At 67.6% G+C, this 20,082-nt stretch carries 23 protein-coding genes; 10 read left to right on the top strand and 13 right to left on the bottom strand.

What is annotated here, in order from left to right; translation table 11 throughout:
• Positions 1 to 2 precede the first annotated feature (2 nt).
• The 8 genes from EV653_RS16860 to EV653_RS16820 all read right to left on the bottom strand — a co-directional run bounded on the left by EV653_RS16860 (position 3) and on the right by EV653_RS16820 (position 6,844).
• Positions 3 to 749, bottom strand: coding sequence for a GvpL/GvpF family gas vesicle protein (locus EV653_RS16860; protein WP_134104498.1), 747 nt, complete (start codon positions 747 to 749; stop codon positions 3 to 5).
• Entirely contained in the window at positions 746 to 1,198 is a 453-nt protein-coding gene (gene gvpJ, locus EV653_RS16855) for a gas vesicle protein GvpJ (protein WP_134104496.1), read from the bottom strand. Before gvpJ ends, EV653_RS16860 begins: the two co-directional genes overlap by 4 nt.
• A gap of 24 nt (positions 1,199 to 1,222) precedes the next feature.
• Positions 1,223 to 2,602 (bottom strand): SRPBCC family protein, encoded by a 1,380-nt coding sequence (locus EV653_RS16850; RefSeq protein WP_134104494.1) that lies wholly within the window; start codon positions 2,600 to 2,602, stop codon positions 1,223 to 1,225.
• Between the two features lie 5 nt (positions 2,603 to 2,607).
• Complete coding sequence (locus EV653_RS41190; protein ID WP_166679463.1) at positions 2,608 to 3,831, bottom strand: hypothetical protein; 1,224 nt, start codon at positions 3,829 to 3,831, stop codon at positions 2,608 to 2,610.
• A 49-nt stretch (positions 3,832 to 3,880) separates the two neighbouring features.
• A complete protein-coding gene (locus tag EV653_RS16835; protein ID WP_134104490.1) occupies positions 3,881 to 4,114 on the bottom strand; it encodes a hypothetical protein in 234 nt (77 codons plus the stop codon).
• Between the two features lie 10 nt (positions 4,115 to 4,124).
• On the bottom strand, positions 4,125 to 4,337 hold the full coding sequence (locus EV653_RS16830; protein WP_134104488.1) for a DUF6458 family protein: 213 nt from the start codon (positions 4,335 to 4,337) through the stop codon (positions 4,125 to 4,127).
• A gap of 177 nt (positions 4,338 to 4,514) precedes the next feature.
• On the bottom strand, positions 4,515 to 5,741 hold the full coding sequence (locus EV653_RS16825; RefSeq protein WP_238159849.1) for a serine/threonine-protein kinase: 1,227 nt from the start codon (positions 5,739 to 5,741) through the stop codon (positions 4,515 to 4,517).
• 278 nt (positions 5,742 to 6,019) lie between these two features.
• Complete coding sequence (locus EV653_RS16820) at positions 6,020 to 6,844, bottom strand: endonuclease/exonuclease/phosphatase family protein (RefSeq protein ID WP_166679462.1); 825 nt, start codon at positions 6,842 to 6,844, stop codon at positions 6,020 to 6,022.
• A 139-nt stretch (positions 6,845 to 6,983) separates the two neighbouring features.
• Between EV653_RS16820 and EV653_RS16815 the strand changes: the two genes are divergently transcribed.
• Positions 6,984 to 7,436 carry an SRPBCC family protein gene (locus EV653_RS16815; protein WP_134104484.1) on the top strand — a complete coding sequence of 151 codons (453 nt, stop codon included), beginning with the start codon at positions 6,984 to 6,986 and terminating at the stop codon, positions 7,434 to 7,436.
• A 6-nt stretch (positions 7,437 to 7,442) separates the two neighbouring features.
• Here the strand turns inward: EV653_RS16815 and EV653_RS16810 are convergent, their stop codons facing one another.
• Positions 7,443 to 8,312, bottom strand: a complete 870-nt coding sequence (locus EV653_RS16810; protein ID WP_134104482.1) for an alpha/beta fold hydrolase — start codon at positions 8,310 to 8,312, stop codon at positions 7,443 to 7,445.
• 176 nt (positions 8,313 to 8,488) lie between these two features.
• Between EV653_RS16810 and EV653_RS16805 the strand changes: the two genes are divergently transcribed.
• Positions 8,489 to 8,755: a hypothetical protein gene (locus tag EV653_RS16805; protein ID WP_134104480.1), complete on the top strand. Its 267-nt coding sequence runs from the start codon at positions 8,489 to 8,491 to the stop codon at positions 8,753 to 8,755.
• A 24-nt stretch (positions 8,756 to 8,779) separates the two neighbouring features.
• Here the strand turns inward: EV653_RS16805 and EV653_RS16800 are convergent, their stop codons facing one another.
• Positions 8,780 to 9,430 (bottom strand): response regulator, encoded by a 651-nt coding sequence (locus tag EV653_RS16800; protein ID WP_134104478.1) that lies wholly within the window; start codon positions 9,428 to 9,430, stop codon positions 8,780 to 8,782.
• Position 9,431: 1 nt separating this feature from the next.
• On the bottom strand, positions 9,432 to 10,388 hold the full coding sequence (locus EV653_RS16795) for a HAMP domain-containing sensor histidine kinase (RefSeq protein WP_202871709.1): 957 nt from the start codon (positions 10,386 to 10,388) through the stop codon (positions 9,432 to 9,434).
• A 191-nt stretch (positions 10,389 to 10,579) separates the two neighbouring features.
• Here EV653_RS16795 and EV653_RS16790 point away from each other — a divergent pair, with 191 nt between their 5' ends.
• Positions 10,580 to 10,921, top strand: a complete 342-nt coding sequence (locus tag EV653_RS16790) for a TraR/DksA family transcriptional regulator (protein ID WP_238159847.1) — start codon at positions 10,580 to 10,582, stop codon at positions 10,919 to 10,921.
• Positions 10,922 to 10,951: 30 nt separating this feature from the next.
• Positions 10,952 to 11,722 carry a rod shape-determining protein gene (locus tag EV653_RS16785; RefSeq protein ID WP_134104474.1) on the top strand — a complete coding sequence of 257 codons (771 nt, stop codon included), beginning with the start codon at positions 10,952 to 10,954 and terminating at the stop codon, positions 11,720 to 11,722.
• Here EV653_RS16785 and EV653_RS16780 read toward each other — a convergent pair.
• Positions 11,682 to 12,707, bottom strand: coding sequence for an iron-containing redox enzyme family protein (locus EV653_RS16780; RefSeq protein ID WP_134104472.1), 1,026 nt, complete (start codon positions 12,705 to 12,707; stop codon positions 11,682 to 11,684). The genes EV653_RS16785 and EV653_RS16780 overlap by 41 nt on opposite strands.
• A 45-nt stretch (positions 12,708 to 12,752) precedes the next feature.
• Between EV653_RS16780 and EV653_RS16775 the strand changes: the two genes are divergently transcribed.
• A complete protein-coding gene (locus tag EV653_RS16775; protein WP_134104470.1) occupies positions 12,753 to 12,935 on the top strand; it encodes a CDGSH iron-sulfur domain-containing protein in 183 nt (60 codons plus the stop codon).
• Here the strand turns inward: EV653_RS16775 and EV653_RS16770 are convergent.
• Positions 12,922 to 13,992 (bottom strand): carboxylate-amine ligase, encoded by a 1,071-nt coding sequence (locus tag EV653_RS16770; protein ID WP_166679461.1) that lies wholly within the window; start codon positions 13,990 to 13,992, stop codon positions 12,922 to 12,924. The genes EV653_RS16775 and EV653_RS16770 overlap by 14 nt on opposite strands.
• Positions 13,993 to 14,212: 220 nt before the next feature.
• Between EV653_RS16770 and EV653_RS16765 the strand changes: the two genes are divergently transcribed.
• The 5 genes from EV653_RS16765 to EV653_RS16745 are packed head-to-tail and all read left to right on the top strand — an operon-like array spanning position 14,213 to position 19,952.
• A complete protein-coding gene (locus EV653_RS16765) occupies positions 14,213 to 15,184 on the top strand; it encodes a TIGR03557 family F420-dependent LLM class oxidoreductase (RefSeq protein WP_134104466.1) in 972 nt (323 codons plus the stop codon).
• A gap of 6 nt (positions 15,185 to 15,190) precedes the next feature.
• Positions 15,191 to 16,363 carry a zinc-dependent alcohol dehydrogenase gene (locus tag EV653_RS16760; protein WP_134104464.1) on the top strand — a complete coding sequence of 391 codons (1,173 nt, stop codon included), beginning with the start codon at positions 15,191 to 15,193 and terminating at the stop codon, positions 16,361 to 16,363.
• Positions 16,364 to 16,395: 32 nt separating this feature from the next.
• A complete protein-coding gene (locus EV653_RS16755) occupies positions 16,396 to 18,702 on the top strand; it encodes a molybdopterin oxidoreductase family protein (protein WP_134104462.1) in 2,307 nt (768 codons plus the stop codon).
• Entirely contained in the window at positions 18,702 to 19,160 is a 459-nt protein-coding gene (locus tag EV653_RS16750; RefSeq protein WP_134104460.1) for a hypothetical protein, read from the top strand. The genes EV653_RS16755 and EV653_RS16750 overlap by 1 nt, the downstream gene beginning before the upstream one ends.
• 60 nt (positions 19,161 to 19,220) lie before the next feature.
• The gene (locus EV653_RS16745; protein WP_134104457.1) at positions 19,221 to 19,952 is read left to right on the top strand and encodes a GAF and ANTAR domain-containing protein; all 732 of its coding nucleotides are present in this window, start codon (positions 19,221 to 19,223) and stop codon (positions 19,950 to 19,952) included.
• Positions 19,953 to 20,082: the final 130 nt, after the last annotated feature.

The following is a 20,082-nucleotide window of genomic DNA, read 5'->3' as shown; positions in this document are numbered from 1 at the left end:
GCTCAATCCTCAGGAACGAAGTCGTACGGCGCGGTCGGGCCCATCAGCTGCAGCCGGACACGCCCCGTCAGGGCGCGCGCGACGGACTCGGCGGCCCGGTCGAACTCGGACCGCTTGTCGTCCTCGACCAGGAACGCGACGTCGACCAGCTGGTCGACACCGCCGCGTCCCTCCCGCATGCTGTACGCCGCGGCATACGAGGCGATCGGTTCCAGCACGGCAGGCGTGTCCACCTCACGCTTGCGAGTCAGGGCGGACGACACCAGCTCGCCGAGCTGGATGCGCGCGTTCATGGTCGAGTCCTCGGGCCTGCCGCGGGTCTGCTCCCGCAGTTCGGCGACCCGGGGATCCTCGGCCACGATCTCGGTCAGCACGCGCTCCTCGTCGTACCGGGCGCGCAGCGTGAACTGCGACCGCCCGGCCAACTGTTCGAGGATCGCCTTGAACCGTTCCGCCTGGGCTCCCAGGAGATCGTCGGCCACGGCGGCACGGCCGGCGACCACCGTGCCGAAGCGGAGCGGGATGACCGCGGCCTGGGAGGCGAGGGCGTCGAGGACCCGGCAGTGCGCAAGGAGCTGCGCCTTCCGTCCGATCCGGTGGCCGCCGGCAACCTCACTGACCACGGCTGCCAGCACCCCGTCGCGCACCAGATCGATCGGCCGGTCGTCGAGTCCGTCGACGCCCTCGGGCAGTTTCACGTCGTCGTACGTGACGCCGTAGACGTAGTAGAGTTCGTCCGATTCGCTCATTCGCTGTCCGACCTCCGGCGGCGCGCCGCGGCCTTACTCGGGGGCCGGCGCCGCGGCCGCTCCGCACGCTCTAGTTCCTCGTCATCGTCCTCGTCGTCGTCGGAGCCGAGGATCGCTTCCTTCGCGCCGCTGAGGATGCCCTTGGTCCGACCGCGCCCGCCGCTCTCCTGCATCTGTCCGATCATCTCGGGCAGATCCTTGCCGCCGTGCTCGTACAGGTCGAGCCGGTTGGTCGCCTCGGCGAACCGCAGATAGGTGTCCACGCTCGCGATCACGATCCGGGCGTCGATGGTGAGCAGCTCGATGCCGACCAGCGAAACCCGGACGTAGGCGTCGATCACGAGGCCCTTGTCGAGGATGCTGTCGATGACATCGGCCAGACCGCTCGGGGCGGGGCGTTCCAGATAACCGCCACCTGAGCGGCGTTGTCCAACGGCCGAAACCGTCATGGGTACTACCTCCCGATCCTGTCGTCAGCTTGCCCGCCGGCGGGACGGCCGGTCGTCCTCTTCGTCCTCGTACTCTTCGTCGTCGTACGCGTCCTCGTCCTCGTACTCGTCGTCCGCGCCGTCGTCCGCGCCGCCGTCGGCCTCGTCCTCGGCCACGTCGTCCTCGTCCTCGGGCTCGTCGTACTCGTCCTCGTCGTCGTACGCCTCGTCGTCTTCCTCGGCGTCGTCGCCTTCAGCCTCGTCGGCCTCGTCGGCCTCGTCGGCCTCGTCGGCCTCGTCGGCCTCGTCGTCAACCTCGTCGTCGTACTCGTCGTCCGCGTACTCGTCCTCGGATTCGCCGTCGTCGGCCTCGTCCTCTTCGGCCTCGTCCTCGTCAGCCTCGTCGTCCGGCGCGTCCTCGTCGTCGTACTCGTCGGAGTCGTCGTACTCGTCCTCAGGTACGTCGTCCTCGTCGTCCTCAGGTACGTCGTCCTGCTCGTCCTGGTCGTCCTCGGCCTCGTCGCCGTAGTCCTCGCCGGTGTCCTCGCCGGTGTCCTCGTCGTACTCGTCCGACGTGTCCTCTTCGTCGGGCCCGCGGGTGACCTCCGAGTCGTGGATCTCCCCGCGCCAGCCCTCGAGCTCGTCCGGCTTGAGGATGGTCCGGGTCATCACGTGCCGGCGGAAGTGCTTCAGCTCCAGCCGGGCACGGCGGCCCTGGGCGCGCCAGATGTTCCCGGTCCGCTCGAACAGGCCCTGCGGGTAGTACTCGAGCACCACCAGGATCCGGGTCAGGTTCGGCGCCAGTTCGTGGAACGTGACGGCGCCGTCGACATGCCCCTTCTGACCCTTGGAGCGCCAGACGATCCGGTCGTTCGGGACCTGATCGAGGATGGTGGCCTCCCAGGTGCGGTGCGACCAGACGATCTTCGCCTTCCAGGTGACCTTCTCCTCGGACTGCTGCTCGACGTTCTCGACCTTCTTCATGAAGCTCGGGAAGTCCTGGAACTGCGTCCACTGGTCGTAGACGATATCGATCGGCACACCGACATCGACGGACTCGACGATGTTCGTGGCCTTGGTCGCCTTCCCCGGCTTGCTGCCGCCGCCACCGCCACCGCCACCGCCGGTGAGCGCGTCCTTCGCCTTGTCCATCACGCTGGAGAGCCCTCCCTTGAGCGCGCCGGCCAGCATCCCGCCCTTGAGGCCGCCACCGAGCAGGCTGCCGCCGTCCGCGACGTCGGTGAGCCTGGTGGTCAGGTCGGTGACCTTGTCACCGGCCGCGTCGATCGCGCGCTCGGCCACTGCGGTCAGGGCGTCCTGCACTTCGCTCTTCAGCCGGTCGAGCGGTAGTTCGTCGAGGATCGACGACAGGAAATCAGGCTGGGCCTTCTCGAGCGCCTTGTCCTTGGTCTGTTGGTCGGCCATCACCGTCACCCACGCTTCCGGGCGGAACCTGCGGTCTTCTTCGCCGCGGTTTTCTTGGCCGCGGTCTTCTTCGCGGCTGTCTTCTTCGCTGCTGCGGTCTTCTTCGCCGCCGTCTTGCGCGGGGCGGAGGTCTTCTTGGCTGCGGCCTTCTTCGCGGGCGCCTTCTTGGCCGGCGCCTTCTTGGCGGGCCGCGTGGCTGCGGAGGTTGTCTTCTTCGCCGCGCTCTTGGCCGCGGTCTTCTTCGCCGTGGCCTTACGCGCCGGACGCCCACCGCCGCTCGAGCTACTACTGGAGCTACTACCGCCCGAGCTGCCGCCCGAACCGCTGCCGCCGGAGCTACTGCGGCCGGAGCTGCCGCCCGAGCCGCCGCCTGAGCCGCCGCCCGAGCTACTGCCGCCGGAGCTGCTCTCGGCGGAGCTGCTGTCCGAGGAGCGGCTACCGCTACGGCGACCGGACGGCCGCCGGCTCGACGAGCCGCTGCCCGAGGATTCGCTGCTGGAAGACCTGCGTGACGATCCGCCGCTGGACGACCTGCTCGACGACCTGCGCGGGGATCCCTCGCTGGACGACCTGCGCGACGGTCCGCTGCTCGACGACCTGCGTGACGATGCACCGCCGGACGGCCTGCCGTCAGCCGATCCGCTGCTGGAGGTGCGGCGTCCTCGCCTCGGCCGGCGGCCGCGGCGGCGTCCGCCGTCCTCGTCGGCCGGAGAGCTCTCGTCCTCGGAGTCCTCCCGGGACCGATCCTGCCCGCGGTCCTCGCGGTCGCCCCCGGCCTCGTCGGCCTCGTCGGCCTCGTCGCCCTCGTCGTCCTCGTCGCCCTCGTCGTCCTCGTCCTCGTAGGCGTCGTCGTCCTCGTACTCGTCCTCGTACTCGTCCTCGTCCTCGTCGTCAGAACGCGAGGAGACAGCATCGCCCGGACCGGCCAACAGCTTGTCCGTACGTCCGCGAATGGAGTCGCTGACCTTGTTCAGTCGCTGGCTCGCAGCGGCGATCGCGGCGTCACGTCCGGCCTGCACGAGCTTGCCCCGTACCTGCCCGGACAACCGCGACAACTCGGGGTTCTGCTCGATCATGCCGTTCAGCTGGTGGACGATCCCGCGGGGATCGGTCGCGATGCGCTTGCCGGCCAGCAGGCCACCGACCGTGATGGCGAGCCGGAGTTTCTTCGTGCGGCCGAGCAGGTACCCACTCGCGACCGCTGCGGCCACTTTTGCGGTCGTGTTCATCGGTTACTCCCTAAATTAGTTTCTGAATTCGCCGCGAGCTATTGACAGATCATTCGGCCAGGGCTGCGAGACGCTGCAGCATGGGGATACTCGGGAAGACCTCTGAATCGATCTTCCGGACCAGAAGGGCCACATACATCGAGACCTCGTCCGGTCTCAGTAGGTCCTCGATCATGTCGAGCATCGTGGTGGACGGGAACGGATCGTCCGCAACCCTGCGGAGCAGCGACCGCAGCAGGATCGAGCGGGCATCATCGTGCTCGTGGTGCTCGTGCTGTGCCATCAGCCGACCGTCATTCCTGGATGTTGCGACGTTCCTGGACAGAAACGTGGCTGGTGTGTGCGCGCTGGTTCGCGAAAACCAGAGCAACCACCAGGCCGATCGCGCCGGCACCCATCAAGATGTAGCCGACTGCGGTCAGGTCGACGCCGGCAATACCGTCGTGGACGGCGAACGCCAGAATTCCGCCGAGTGCCAAAAAGAACACCGAAATCCCGATTCCCATGGACCCTCCTGCATAGGACGACCCCCGTAATGACTTCATTCGGGTACCCCGCGGTTTCGCCAGCAAACGACCTGGAACACGTCCGGTGTAACTTTCCTTCTACGCGCCCGTAACATCACCTAGCGCAGTGAAAGAATTGTTTGATTCATTCATTTGCTTTACCAGCGGGCGGCGGCCTCACGGCTTCTTGTGCGGGTGTGGCTTCGGGGTCTTGCGGTGGTCTTTGCCTGTCGGCTTCTGTGGCGGCTGCGGCTTCGTCGAGGGGCCGGCGGGGCCGCCGGGAGTGGTTCTGACCGGCGTCGGTGTGGACGCGCCGGACGTGGCCGGTCGGCTGGTGGTCTTCGCGACGGGAGTCTTCTGGACCGGCGTGGTCGATCGAGGTGAGCTCGGAACCGTCGAGCTGGTGCTTGCGGGCAGATCATCCGTTCGCGGCCGAGGTACGTCGGTCCGGTCGAGCAGAACGCCGACGGTCGCTGCCATGGCGACGGCGATGGTTGCCCCGGTCGCTGCAAAGACTTGCCGCCGGGAAACTCGTGGCCGCGTCGGGATGCTTTGTACGACGGTTTCCGCGGTCCGGTCCACGACAGGCGGCGGGGTAGCGCCGGCTGCGACTTGCTGCGCGGTCGGCCGGTTCGACGGATCCTTCTCGAGCATCCAGAACAGCAGAGCCTCGACGTTCGAGGGAATGGCCGGCAGTAGTCCTGTGGGCCGCGGCGCCTCCGCTTCGAGGTGCTGGTACATGACGGCAGCCGGGTCGTCCCCGGTGAACGGCGGACGGCCAGTCAGCAGTTGGTACAGGACACAGCCCAAGGCGTAGACGTCGGAGGCCGGGAGAGCGGGCCGCCCCGCGATGCGCTCCGGCGCCAGATAGTGGCTCGAGCCAACGATCTGGCCCGTCGCGGTGAGTGTCGTCGTACTGTCGTCGAGGAGCCGGACGATGCCGAAATCGGTGATCTTGAGCGTTCCGTCCGCCGACAGCAGCAGGTTTCCGGGCTTGATGTCGCGATGTACGACGCCGCAGCGGTGTGCCGCGGCGAGCCCGCGTGCTGCTTGCCGGACCAGGTCGACGGCTCGCGCTGGAGTGAAGGGCCCGTGCTCGCGCAGCGCCTCGCTGACGGTCGGACCCTCGACCAGCTCCATCGCGAGGTAATAGCCATTGCCGTACTCACCGAAGTCGTACGACGTCACGACATGCGGATCGGCGATCTTCGCGGCAGCTCGGGCCTCCCGGCGGAACCGCTCCTCAGCCGCGAGCGTGTCCGCCACCGGCAGCATCACTTTGATGGCGACGGAGCGGCCCAGGAGTTCGTCAGTCGCCCGGTAGACCTCGCCCATGCCGCCGCGGCCCAGCCGGACACCCAGCCGATATCGCCCGGCCACGACAGCGCTCTGCTCTCCGATCACGACAGAGGCTCAGGCATGCCGACGTCGGTGGCCGGGGCGACGGAGCTCCCCAGCTCGGTAACCGAGCCACAGCCGACCTGCACCGACCAGTGCGATCACGCCCAAGATCCAGGCTGACTTGTCCATTTCCCCACCCTCTTCCCGCGAGTCCGACGCTTCTCCAGCCACAGCCGGTACCCGGGTGCAATCGCTCACAAGCCCGCAGCCGCTCAGCCATCCGCCCGATGCCTCGGCCAGGGCGTAGCCGATGGCGGAGGCGGCCAGGAACCGGCGTCGGGTCAGTTAGCTTCGGGGGATTCGAGGTCTGTGGTGACGCCGAAGTGGTCGGAGCCGTGGACGCCTTCGGTCGGGGTGTCGAAGATGCGGTCGGCCGAGTGGATGCGGAGAGTGGGGCCTCGGTCGTCGCAGCGGACCATGATGTAGTCGATCCGTCTGGGCGGGATCCGCGACCAGTCCGCCTCCGCCACGATCGACGGGTTCTCCAAGGTGAAGGTATGGCCGTCCTCACCTGGGCGGGCGATCTCCCAGACGTCCTGATAGTTCACGCTGTAGTCGCCGAGTGACTGCCGCCCGGTGAGGAAACGGACGCCGGCTGTTTCGGGTCTGGCGTCGAAGTCGCCCGCCAGGACGACGTGGAGGTCGTCTCGGTCGGCGGCCAGTTGGTCGATCGACCGTGCGACGCCGAGGGCCTGCAATTCGCGCTCGCGTTCGTAGCCGACCTGCCAGTTCGGCTTGTGATTGACGAAGAGCACGGGCCCCAACGGCGTTTCGAATTCCGCAGCGGTCGACCGTCCGGGGAAGTCCTGCGGGTTCACTCGCTCGGTCACGCACAGATCGATCTCCTCGACGCGCACCGCCGGCCATCGGCTGACCAGGGAGCAACCAACACCTTCTGGCGTACGCCGGCCCTGGTGCAGTACGGCGTACTCATCACCGAAGATCTCGCGAACCTGGTCGCCGGCGTCGTCGACGACGGTCTCCTGCAGGGCAACGAGGTCCGGGCGCAGTTCCTTGAATCCCTCGCGGAGTACGTCGCGCCGGGCAGGCCAGTCGCCGTGCCGGCACCAGATGTTCAGCGTCGCCACGCGGATCCGTTCAGCCACGCGGACCTCCTCATCACCTGTTCTGGTGGACGTCCAGATGGGACCCACCTGTTCCCGGATCGGGCCGCAGCAAATCGTGTTTCGTGGCGAAGGGGCAGGGAACCGGGTCGCGAGCACAGACGGAAGGCAGGTAGGGGATATGAGCACAATCACGCAGTCGATCGATGTCGACGTGCCGGTGACGACGGCGTATAACCAGTGGACGCAGTTCGAGTCGTTCCCGCAGTTCATGGAAGGCGTCGAGGAGATTCGCCAGCTGGACGCGACGCACAACCACTGGGTGGTGAAGGTCGGCGGCGCGACGCGCGAGTTCGACGCCACGGTGACCGAGCAGCACCCGGACGAGCGGATCGCCTGGAAGTCCGACTCGGGGCCCAACCATGCCGGCGTCGTCACCTTCCACAAGCTGTCCGACAACACCAGCCGGGTGACCGCGCAGATGGACATCGACCCCGAAGGTTTCCTGGAGAAGGTCGGTGACAAGTTCGGTGTGGTGGAAGGTCGCGTGAAGGGCGATCTCCAGCGGTTCAAGGCGTTCATCGAGAGCCGCGGTTCCGAGACCGGCACCTGGCGCGGCGACGTCCCTCGGTAGTCCGGGCTACAGGAAGGTACGCAGCGCCCGGACGAGGTCCTGCGGGTTGCGTTCGGCGATGTGGTGGGTGCTCTTGATGCCGTAGCCGTCGACCTCACGGCACCAGGGGCGCCACACGTCGACGACATCGCCGTACAGCTGTTCCATGTCGTCGTCGGTTGACCACAGGGCAAGGGTGGGGCATTCGATGCGGCGTCCGGCGGCTCGATCGACTTCGTCGTTGTGGCGGTCGATGGTGAGGCCGGCCCGGTAGTCCTCGAGCATCGCGTGCACGGTTGCCGGGTTGCGGATTGCGGCGAGGAAGTCGGCGTGGTTGTCCGGTCCGAGGGCCTGCGGCGAGTTCTTCGTCCAGGCCTCGTACCAGGTGTCGGGATCGGCGCAGATCACCCGCTCGGCCGGCTTTTCCTGCTGGGCGAAGAACCACCAGTGCCACCACGCTGCGGCGAACTCCGCGCCGCAGCGTTCCAACGCCTCCACGGCCGGAACGCTGTCCATCACGACGAGCTTGCTGACGCGGTCGGGATGGTCGAGCGCGGTCCGGTAGGCGACGTACGAGCCGCGGTCGTGGCCGGTGACGGCGAACCGTTCGTGGCCGAGCGCGTCCATCAGGCCGACGATGTCGCGGGCCATCGCGCGCTTGGAGTACGGCGTGTGGCCGGCGTCGGTGACGGGTTTCCCGGATTGGCCGTAGCCGCGGAGGTCCGGGCATACGACTGTGAATCCGGCTGCTGCGAGCTCCGGCGCGACGGCGTACCAGGTCGTGTGCGTCCGCGGGTGGCCGTGGAGCAGTACGACGGCCGGCCCGCGGCCGCCGTACCGAACCCGGAGGCGCTGGCCGTCGACGTCGAACTGCTCCAGAGTGAAGTCCTCGAACATGGATCGCCGGTACCCATTCCCGAACCGGCACGGCCATCTGTCCGGACGCTGCGTTCTTCGCCGAACTGCTGTACGATGTCATCCAACCGATGACAGAATTCCCCGTCATCTGACAGATGACGGATTACCGCGAACGACGATCTCGCCCGCCGAACGACGCAAGGAGGTAGCCAGACATGACCGTTTCCGCCCCGACTGACGGCAAAGTCCGTACCATCGCGCCGCACGACCCATCGGCCGCCGGACCCGAAGGCTTCATCGAGACCTACTACCGCAACGGTGCATGGCACTCGCGCCGATACGACAGCGAGGTCCCGTTCTCCACCTCGCGCGACGAGCTCGACCAGATCGCGCTCGGCTCCCAGGTCGCCCGCTGGAACCGCCTACCGCACATCGTCCGCACAACCGCCGGCGAGATCGCCGAAATCCTGGACGCTTGCTAACGCGACCCGAGCGGAGTCGGTGCATCAGGGCTCGAGGAGGCCGGCGCGGATGGCGTAGCGGGTGAGGTCCAGGCGGTCGCGGAGGCCGAGTTTCTGCAGCATGTTCGAGCGGTGGCGCTCGACCGTCTTGATGCTGATCGTGAGGATTTCGGCGATCTCCTTCGAAGAGTTGCCCTCGGCAACCAGTTTGAGCACCTCCTCCTCGCGTGCCGTGAGGATCTGCTGCGGCAGGTCGACACCCTGACGGACACGGTCCAGGTAGGTGCGCACCAAGGCTGTCACGGCGCCGGCGTAGAGGAACGGCTCGCCCCGCATCGTCGCCCGGCAGGCCTCCACCAGGTCGCGGTCGAGGACCGATTTGAGGACGTACCCGGACGCGCCGGCCTTGAGCGCCTGGAAGAAATACTGCTCGTTGTCGTACATCGTCAGCATCAGCACCCGAAGGTCCGGGCGTACGACGGACAGCTCCCGCGCAGCCTGGAGCCCGGTCATTCGCGGCATCGCGATGTCCAGGATCGCGAGATCGACCGGCAGCCTGCCGGCCAGCGATACCGCCTCGCTACCGTCAGCTGCCTCCGCGATGACTTCCAGATCGGGCTCGCTGTCCAGGATCAGCCGGACGCCACGGCGTACCAGCGCGTGGTCGTCAGCGAGAAGGATTCTGGTGGGCTGCACGTTAGGCGTCGCTTCCGTGTACGGGCACTGTCAGGCTGACCTCTGCGCCGCCGGTCGGCGCGGTGGCGAGCTCGAGGGTCGCTCCGATCAGCAGGGCACGTTCGCGCATCCCACGAAGGCCGGCGCCCTCGTGCGCAAGGCCGATCCCGTGACCGTCGTCCTGGATCCGCAGTACTACGAAGCCTTCGCGGCCGGTCAGAAACAGATCGATGCGCTGTGCGTCGGCATGCCTGGCGACGTTCGTCAGGCTCTCCTGCGCGACCCGGTACAGGACCAACTCGGTCTGCTCGTCGAGCTTCGGAAGGCCGGCTTCGAAGTGCCGGCGTACGAGCAGACCGGTGTGATCCGACAGTTCGGTCGTCAGCGCGGTGAGCGCACTGACCAGACCCAGATCCTCCAGTACGCCGGGGCGCAGCCGGTGGGCGAGTCGGCGTACCTCGTCCAGGCTGGATCGGGTGGTCTCCTGAGCCTGTGCGAGTTCGACGCGCAGAGCAGGATCGTCCGAGCGGTCGGCTGCGCGCTTGAGATCCAGGAGCACAGCGGTCAGGCTCTGGCCGACCTCGTCATGGAGCTCCCTGGCGATCCGGCGACGTTCGGACTCCTGCGCCGACAAGGCTCGCGCCGCGCTGGTGGCTCGCTCGCTCTCCAGCCGGCCGATCATGTCGTTGAACGCGCGGAGCAGATCGGGCACTCCGCCGTGGCCGGTCACCGAGAGGCGCTGGCCGGGGCGGAGCAGATCGACGGTCGACATCTGGCGGGTCAGCCGCGCGAGCGGAGCGAGCCCGATCCGCAGCAGCGCGGCGTTCGCGACCAGCATGATCGCCAGGCCGCCGATCAGGACGGCAGCCTCGGTGAACAGCACGGGAACCGAGACCGTCACCGGTGCCCACAGCAGCAACGCGGTCGCCGCCCCGAGCACGACGGCGTTCAGCGCGAAGATCCGCCAGAACAACGACACCGCCGCGCTCCCTTCTCCTCGATCAACAGCCTCCACTATCTCGTGATCCGATCCGGGTCTGCTGCCACGCCGCCAGCATCCTCTCCTGCCGTAGCGGTGTCGATCGGTGCTGACACCCATCTGCGCATGGGTGGCGAAGATGGGTGCTGGTCCCGATGGGAAAGCCGTGCGGGAGCGGCCATGGTGTGGACATGAACACACCACGGATGGCCGCCGGCACCGGCGGTTCGGGCGGTCAGCCAGATCTGCGCCGCAGGCACGAGATCCTGCAACGGCTGCAGCATGAGCGGAACACCCGCCTCGCCCAGGTGACGGCGATGGAGTCGGACAAACCCAACGCGAACAAGGACCTCGTCACCGCACAGACCACGGCGATCCGGATGGTCCTGGCCGAGATCGATGCGGCTGTGGATCGCGTTCACGACGGCTCGTACGGCGTCTGTCACCGCTGCGAGGAGCGGATCCCGGTCGGACGGCTGGAGATCTTGCCCTACGTGCGCTACTGCGTGCGCTGTCAGCAAGTGGCCCTGTGATGTCCGCCAAAACCTCGAGGAGCCGAGCCAATGACGAGCCTCGGGTCGCGGCGGTTGAGTGACTGGACCGGCCGGACTGCTGTGGGGATCGCCGTCGATGTGGGGAGTGCTCGGACCAGGGCTTGGACTCCGGAGCACGGCCTGATCGTCGACGTACCGACGGCGCCCTCTGGTACGGCGAGGAAGGCGGTGCGCCGTGGGAAGATCATCGACCCGCGTGCGGTGTCCGGCGTGCTCGGTGATCTCGTGTGTTCTCGGGTGGGCGGACGCCGCCGACCCACTGTCGTGGCGACGATCCCGGTTGCCTGCGACGAAGTCAGCCGCGGCGAGCTCTTGTCGGTATTGGAAGTCCTCGACCCCGAGACCGTCCTGACGATCACCAGCGTCAAGGCGGCCGCGCTGGGCGCCCGTGCCGACCTGGCACAGCCGCTTCTGGTCGTCGACGTGGGCGCCGAGCTGACCGAGGTCGCGCTCCTGGCAGGTGGTTGTCTGAGTGGCGCCCGCAGTACGGCGTTGGGAGTCGTCGACCTAGGACGCAATCTGCCGGTCTCGCAGCTCGTCCGGGAAATCGCCGAGTCGACCGTCCAGCTCCTGCGTGGCGACTACGGTCCGCAAATCGTTGATGCGCTCGATCGAGGCGTACTCCTCACCGGCGGCGGCGCTCTCCGTCCGGAAATCACCTACAACCTCGCCAGACAGCTGGGTGCGTCCGTTCAACCGGCGCCGGCGCCGCATTTGGCCGCCCTTCGCGGCGCCGGAGTCATCCTTCAGTCTGCCCGCCGACACCCGGGTGCTGTGTGACCCGGAGAGCTGATCGTGACTGGTCGACGGAGCGGTGGTTCCACTTGCTGAGTAGGTGATGGGCGAAGAGGTTGTCGATCGTGAGTGAGCAACTGGCGCCGAAGAGTACGTCGTCGGTCGAATCGGGGTGTTGTCGCACGTAGTTGCCACACAGGTCGTAGGCGGCGATCTGTTCGTGGACGGCGTCGGCTTCCACATGCTCGGTGAAGTAGCGCGCCTGGTCCTCGGAGGCGCCCAGCCGGAAGGCTCCCGCGGCGTACTGGCGATTGGGCAGGGTCGAGGTCATCTCGAGTGCGGCCAGGTGGCCGACGAGCGCGCCGGTCCAGCGTCGATGGATCGCGAACAGCGACATCACGTTCGACACGGCGAGCGTCACGGCGGGTACGACGCCGACGTACGAGCCGTAGCTGTCGTCGAGGCCGAGCCAGCGCATCGTCGTACGGAACAGCTCGGAGTGCATGCGTTCGGGGCGGCCGCCGCCGTACTCGTCGGCCTCGATCTCGACCAGCGCCGCCTTGGCCGCGCCGTCGAGCCGCGGGATGCCGAAGCTGTGCGGGTCGGCCTCCTTCAGCTGGTACACGGACCGGTTGAGGACGAAGTCGCGGAACTGCTCCTCGGTGGCATGCCGACGCAGGTACGGCGCCAAGCGCGGACCGTCGTCGGAAGCAATCAAGGCCTTCAGCTGCACCGGGACGGGCTCCGTGGTCGGCATCACCCGGCAGTTCGCCTCGAGCCAGTCGCTCCAGGGCCGCTCCAGCCTCGACCGGAACGCGATCACGTCGGGATCCCACTGGCAGTCGGGGTCCACGCCGTCGAAACCGCGGTACTGAAGCTCGTAGGCGATCCACAGTGCGAGCTGCAGATCCTCGTCGTCGTACGGGCGATCGAGTGGTTCGATCTCAAAAGTGAGCGTTGCGTGGTCGCGTTGTGTCAGCCGGTTCGTCAACCAGGCGCTGAGCGGCCCACGCGGGGAAGGTAGTTGCATGCATCCCGGTACCCGCCCGGATTCGCCTGTGGGTACAGCGTTTTCATGAACGAGATTCGTGCTTACCCGGACGGCCCGCTGCTGGTCCGCGGTGACTTTCAGCTCGTGGACGAGGACGGGGAACCCATCCCGGCGTCCCGGCGTACCGTCGCGTTGTGCCGCTGCGGACGGACCGGCATCCCGCCGTTCTGCGACGGCACCCACACACTCCCGATCAAACGCCGCTGAACACCTCTGCCAGCCAGGGCACGACGCGGTCGGGGCCGAGCGCTCGAAGATGCTCGACCGGCGGGTTGTCCACCAGCGTCCGCGCGTCATCCAATCCGCCCGGAGCATAGGGTTCCGCGATATCGATCAGCGTCTGCAGACAGCCGCGGGTAGACCGTCGTACGCCGGTGTGCAGGTCGAGCAAGTCGCCGCGGACGCCGTCTCGTAGGGCGGACCAACGGTTCTCCGCAATCCTCCAGGTCGGCGCCGGCGGCGGCAGCTCACCGCGGCAATGCAGGTCGGCAAGACCGGCCCCGAGCGCATGCACGAACCGAACGAGTGCGCTGGTCCGATCCACAGTCGCCTGTACGTCGAGGACCCGCAGCTCGAGCGTGCCGTAGCGCATGTGCGGTCGCAGCTCCCACCACCACTCCGAAGCGTCCGCGAAGGCGCCCCCTCGGACCGCCCAGGCGAGATCGTCCGCGTACTGCTCCCACGAGCTGATGGCCGGCGGCACACCTTGGCGGGGCAACTGCGCAGCGATCACCGGCCGTACGGAGCACAAGCCGGTATCCCGTCCCGCAGCGAACGGCGCCGCACCGGCCAGCGCGGCCAACTCGGGTAGCAGGTTCCGGAGAGCGTGATAGACGCCCAGCGTGCAGGCGGCGTCGCCGAACGCGAGATGGACCTGCAACGAAGATACGAGCTGCCGGCCCACGACCTCGCGATAGCGGGCTCCGAGCCCGGCCGCCCGATCGGTCCGCGACAGCGCGACAGGACCGTCGACCAACGGATGAACCGGGGCCGCGATCGCCGCCAACTCAGGACCACAGGCGGCAGCAACCATCGCCCGGCACGCACGCAGCTCCTCGACGGCGTCCAGCGCGTTCTTGTGGACCGAGGTCGCGATCTCTAGCTGACAAGCCGGAAGCTCCGGCTTCACCCGCGGGTCCCCGATCTCGGCAACCACCGAGGCGACGTCCGCCGGGAGCCAATTCCCCCGGCGGACCAGCAACAGCTCTTCTTCCAGCCCCACCGTCCCAGCGACAGTGCCGGTAAACAGTCCGCTGAGCGTCACGACGTCCCGGTACCCGCTCTGACACAGGTCTGTCTGAACGGTCCCTGCGCTACTGGTCAGAACGCAGAGACCTGGGATCACCAGCCCCTCGAGTGGACCAATGCTCCTTACTGTGTGCGGTGCCCCGGCTCTCAACAGTTACACATCGCCGTCGTTTCGCACGAGATGCGGAGGGCACCGGGGCACTGTCCGTTGCCGACAGCCACCAGGAGGTGTGTCGATGCGTATCGGCTTCAAGCTGATCGCCGAGGCCTACTCGCCGACCGAGATCGTCGCGCAGGCGGTCAAGGCGGAGGAGGCCGGATTCGACTTCGTGGAGGTGAGCGATCATTTCCACCCATGGGTCAGTGAGCACGAGCATTCAGGTTTCGCCTTCTCGATGCTCGCCGCGATCGCCGCGCGGACCTCGCGGCTCGAGCTGGCGACCGGCGTGACGTGTCCGTTCATTCGCTATCACCCGGCCATCGTTGCGCAGGCCGCGGCCACGACAGCGCTGCTGTCGGACGGGCGGTTCACGCTCGGGGTCGGCGCCGGTGAGCGGCTGAACGAGCACATCGTCGGACAGGGCTGGCCCGCGGCGACGACCCGGCACGAGATGCTCCGCGAAGCGCTCGAGATCATCCGCTTGCTGTGGAGCGGCGGCTACCAGTCGTACGACGGCAAGCATCTTCGACTCGAGGACGCGAAAGTCTTCGATCTGCCGGACGAGCTGCCGCGGATCGCAATAGCCGCCGGTGGGACCGAGGCAGCCCGGTTAGCAGGCGAGCTGGGCGACGCGTTGTTCGTCACAGAGCCACGGCCGGACCTGATCGACGAGTTCGTGAAGGCTGGTGGCAGCGGCCCGCGGTACGCCGAGGTGCCGTTGGCCTGGGCGCCGTCGGTTGACGAGGCCGCAGAGTCGGCGCGTCGCTTGTTCCGGTTCGGGGTGACCGGCTGGCCTGTGCAGTCCGAGCTGCCCAATCCGGTGAACTTCGACGCGGCGACGGAACTCGTCACGGCCGAGCACATGCGCGACCAGTTCGGCTGCGGTCCCGACGTACGGCGGCACCTCGAGGTCGCAACGCAGTACGCCGATGCCGGCTATGACCACCTGGCGCTCATCAACGCGGGACCGGACATGGATGGCTTCTTCGACTTCTTCCGCTCCGACCTTGGCCCCGCACTGAGGTCGGCCGATGGACAGGGAAATTGAGATTCGATGAAAGCGCTGACGTGGCAAGGCAAGCGAAAGATCGAGTACGGCGAGGTGCCGGATCCGCGCATCCAGGACCCGACCGATGCGATCGTGCGGGTGACCTCCTCGGGGATCTGTGGCTCGGACCTGCATCTGTACGAGGTGATGGGCCCGTTCCTGGACGCCGGTGATGTGCTCGGCCACGAGGTGATCGGGGTGGTCGAGGAGACGGGGTCCGAGGTTCCCGGATTGAGTCCGGGCGACCGGGTCGTTATACCGTTCCAGATCGCCTGCGGGTCCTGCTTCATGTGCGACCAAGGTCTGCAGACGCAGTGCGAGACGACGCAGGTTCGCGAGCAGGGGATGGGCGCCGCGCTGTTCGGCTACACCAAGCTGTACGGGCAGGTCCCGGGCGGCCAGGCGGAGTACCTGCGCGTGCCGCAAGCGCAGTACGGACCGATCAAGGTGCCGGACGGCCCGCCGGACGACCGCTTCGTCTATCTCTCCGATGTGCTTCCGACGGCCTGGCAGGCGGTCGAGTACGCCGGGATCCCGGACGGTGGCACGGTCGTCGTCCTCGGTCTGGGCCCGATCGGTGACATGGCGAGCCGGATCGCGAAGCACCGCGGTCATCGCGTGATCGCCGTCGACCTCGTTCCGGAGCGGCTGGAACGCGCCCGGAACAACGGGGTCGAGACCGTCGAGTACGCCGCCGACGTCGCCGACACGATCCGCGACCGGACTGCCGGGCGCGGTCCGGACTCGGTGATCGACGCGGTGGGGATGGAGGCCCACGGCTCGCCCGTCGCGCGGATCACGCAGCAGGTCGCCGGTCTGCTGCCGGACACGGTCCAGCGAACGTTCATGCAGAAGGCCGGCGTTGATCGGCTCGCGGCGCTACTGCTCGCCGTGGACGTCGTTCGTCGCGGCGGCACGATCTCGCTGGTCGGTGTGTACGGCGGAGCCGCGGATCCGTTGCCGATGCTGACGATGTTCGACAAGCAGATCCAGTTCCGGATGGGGCAGGCGAACGTCCGCCGGTGGAGTGGCCAGATCCTTCCGCTCCTGACCGACGACGATCCGTTGGGAGTCGACAGTTTCGCGACCCACCACCTGCCGCTGTCGGACGGCGCCGCGGCGTACCAGATGTTCCAGCAGAAGGCCGACGGCGCGGTGAAGGTCCTGCTCCAGCCCTGAATCAAGGCGTAAACCCGGGGTACCGGCGCGGCATGGCTGATCGTGTTCAGGATGTTTGGGGGCCGCGGACGCCGCACGGCCGGGACACCGAGTGGCCCGTGCGGGTCGATCAGGAGCTCGCGGTGGCCGAGGACGAGGTGGACCGCTGGGTGCAGTCGGCGTGTGTGCTGTGCAGCAACGGCTGTGCCTGCGACATCGCGGTCAAGGACGGGCGAATGGTCGGCGTCCGCGGACGAGCAGGGGACCGTATCAACCACGGCCGGCTCGGCCCGAAGGGGTTGTACGCCTCGTGGCAGTGGAGCGATCAGGACCGTTTGACCCGTCCGCTGGTACGACAGAACGGCACGCTGGTCGAGGCGAGCTGGGACGCCGCGATGGACCGGATCGTTGCCGAGTCGAAGCGTCGTCAACCGCTGCAGCATGGCTTCTACACCAGCGGCCAGCTCTTTCTCGAGGAGTACTACACGCTCGCCGTGATCGGGAAAGCCGGTCTCGGTACGCCGCACATGGACGGCAACACCCGGCTCTGCACGGCGACGGCGGCCGCGTCACTGAAGGAGACGTTCGGCTCGGACGGTCAGCCGGGAAGCTACAACGACATCGAGGCCTGTGACGCGCTCTTCCTGTTCGGCCACAACATGGCTGCTACGCAGACCGTGCTCTGGTCCCGCGTCCTCGACCGGATCGAGGGCGCCGACACCCCTGCGGTTGTTGCCGTCGACCCGCGGATGACGGCGGTCGCCGAGACCGCGGTACGCACCGGTGGCGTACACCTGCGACCGCTCCCGGGGACGAACCAGGCCCTGATGAATGGCCTGATCCACGAGCTCATTGCTCACGACTGGATCGACCGCGCCTGGGTCGATGAACACACCCTCGGGTACGACGACCTCGCGCAAACCGTCGAGCCGTACACACCGGTGAAGGTCGCCGAGATCTGCGAGGTACCCGCGCCCGATCTGCGCCGCGCGGCCGAGATCTTCGGCACCAGCGAGCGGGTCCTGTCCACCGTGCTGCAGGGCTTCTACCAGTCGCATCAGGCGACCGCGGCCTCGTGCCAGGTCAACAATCTGCACCTGCTCCGCGGCATGATCGGCAAGCCGGGCTGCGGGGTCCTGCAGATGAACGGTCAGCCGACCGCCGAGAACACCCGGGAGTGCGGTGCGGACGGCGATTTGCCCGGTTTCCGGAACTGGGCGAACCCCGACCACATCGACGAGCTGGCTCAGCTGTGGAACGTCGACCGGCAGGTGATCCCGCACTGGGCGCCGCCGACGCATGCGATGCAGCTGTGGCGGTACGTCGAACAAGGCTCGATCGACTTCCTCTGGATCTCCGCCACCAACCCGGCCGTCTCGTTGCCCGCGCTCGGCCGGATCCGGGAGATCCTTGGCAAGCAGGAGCTGTTCCTCGTGGTCCAGGACGGCTTCTTCACCGAGACGGCGGCGTACGCCGATGTGGTCCTGCCGGCCGCGCTGTGGGGCGAGAAGCAGGGCACGTTCACGAACGCGAGCCGGACCGTCCATCTGTCCGAGCAGGCCGTTGCCCCGCCGGGAGAAGCGCGGAGCGACCTCGAGATCTTCCTCGATTACGCCGAGCGGATGGACTTCCGCGACCGGGACGGGCATCGTCTGATCGGCTGGAAGACACCGGAGGGCGCGTTCGACGCCTGGAAGGAATGCAGCCGCGGCAGGCCATGTGACTACAGCGGTCTGACGTACGACGCCCTTCGCGGCGAGAGCGGGATCCCATGGCCGTGCACGGCTGATCAGCCCGAGGGCACCGACCGGCTGTACGCGGATGCGGTGTTCCCGACCGATCCGGCGGTCTGCGAGGACTTCGGGCACGACCTCACCACCGGTGGCTCGACGACGCCCGAGAAGTACAAGGCACAGCAGCCGGGAGGCAAAGCCTTCCTCAAAGCGGCGGACTTCAGACCGCCGCCGGAGACGACCTCGGCCGAGTTCCCGCTGATCGGCACGACCGGGCGGTCGCCGTACCACTTCCACACGCGGACGAAGACCGGGCGATCGCCGCGGCTGCGCCGCGCCGAGCCGCGGATGTGGGTCGAGCTCTCCGAGCAAGACGCTGCCGAGCTGCAGGTGGCGGCGGGAGAGACGGTGGTGGTCGAGTCGGCCCGCGGCCGCGTCGAGGCCGAGTGCCGGGTCGGTACGCTGCGTCCTGGCGTCTTGTTCCTGCCGTTCCACTTCGGCTACTGGGACAACGCGGACGGACCGCCGACGGCCGCGAACGAAGTCACGATCACCGAGTGGGATCCGGTGTCGAAGCAGCCGCTTTTCAAAGTGGCCGCGGTCCGAGTACGGAAGGTGAAGCGCTGATGCATGTCTCGACGTACCTCGGACTGTTGCGGCACGCGGAAGGTGCCTTGGCCGACGCCTTCGACCAGATCGGGCAGGGACACGGCGACGAGCCGGACGTCGTGCAACTGTGCGAGCTGCTCGCCGGCAAGTCGCGTGCGCATGTGGAGCAATTGCAAGCAGCTGTCGACCGGTACGGCGAGGACGCGGACAACGAGCCGGAGCGTCTCAAGGCCGCGGAGTTCGGCGGCGCGCGCTCGGGCGGTGTCGGGCTGCTGCGCGATCTCCAGGACCTGTACGCACTCGGGTCGTTCGTCGACGTCACGTGGACCGTCATCGCCCAGGCCGCCCAGGGCCTTCGGGACCCTGATCTGCTCCAAACGGCGTCCGCCTGCCAGGCCGAGACGAGTCAGCAGCTCACCTGGCTCAACACCCGCATCAAACAGGCCGCGCCCCAGGCGCTGATCGTCGCTCCCTGAACGCGTTGGAGCCGGTGGCGTTGCTGCGGGTCCCCCTGCCGATCCTGGCATTATTGCCGCATGGACGAACCGTCTGGCGGCGCGCACCGCCGGCCTGACCAGCCGCGGGTCGAGCTCACCGCGGCCGAGCGAGCGGACCTGTTCGCGCAGCTCGCGGTGAGTCTGCACGACTCCGGCGGGGTCGAGGAGACCGTGCAGGCGGTGGTCGACTTCGCGCTGCAGGCCCTGCGCTGTTCCCACGCAGGCGTCGCCTTGTCCCGCGCAGGTAAGCCCGAGGTTCCGGCGGCCACGGACCCGGTGGTGGAAGAGATCTTCCTGTGGCTGATGGCGGGGCGGGAGGGTCCGTTGGTGGTGTCGATGCGCGAGCACACGACCGTCTTGGTCCGCGACACCGAGCTCGACGACCGCTGGCCCGACTGGGCCTCGAAGGTGCGCTCGCTGGGCGTGCGGAGTGTTCTCGACGTGCCGCTCACCACCGCGGCTGGAACCGTGGGGGTATTGGGTCTGTACAGCGTGAAACCGGATGCGTTCGATGCCGATGACCAGGCGATCGCCCAGATCTTGGCGAGGCACGCCTCGGTTGCGGTCGCCACCGCCCGCAAGGAGGAAACTCTGGCGCTGGCGATCGACGCCCGCAAACTGGTCGGACAGGCCATGGGCATCCTGATGGAGCGCTACCAGCTCGACGAAGCCCGCGCCTTCGAGGTGCTCAAACGCTATTCCCAAGACACCAATACCAAGCTGCGCGACGTGGCACAGCAACTGATCGAGACTCGCAAACTGCCGCACTGACCACGCCTCGACCCGGCCGTTGGGCCCCACCTACTCCTTGTGACGATCACTTTACGCTTTGGAGTGTCAGGGGTGTCGAGGGGGACTGTACCGCCATAGGCTGGTCTTCCCCGGAGGGCCCAGGCTCGGC

This window comes from Kribbella pratensis (assembly GCF_004365355.1).
Taxonomy (GTDB): Bacteria; Actinomycetota; Actinomycetes; order Propionibacteriales; family Kribbellaceae; genus Kribbella.
This window is presented reverse-complemented; position numbering and strand designations above follow the sequence as displayed.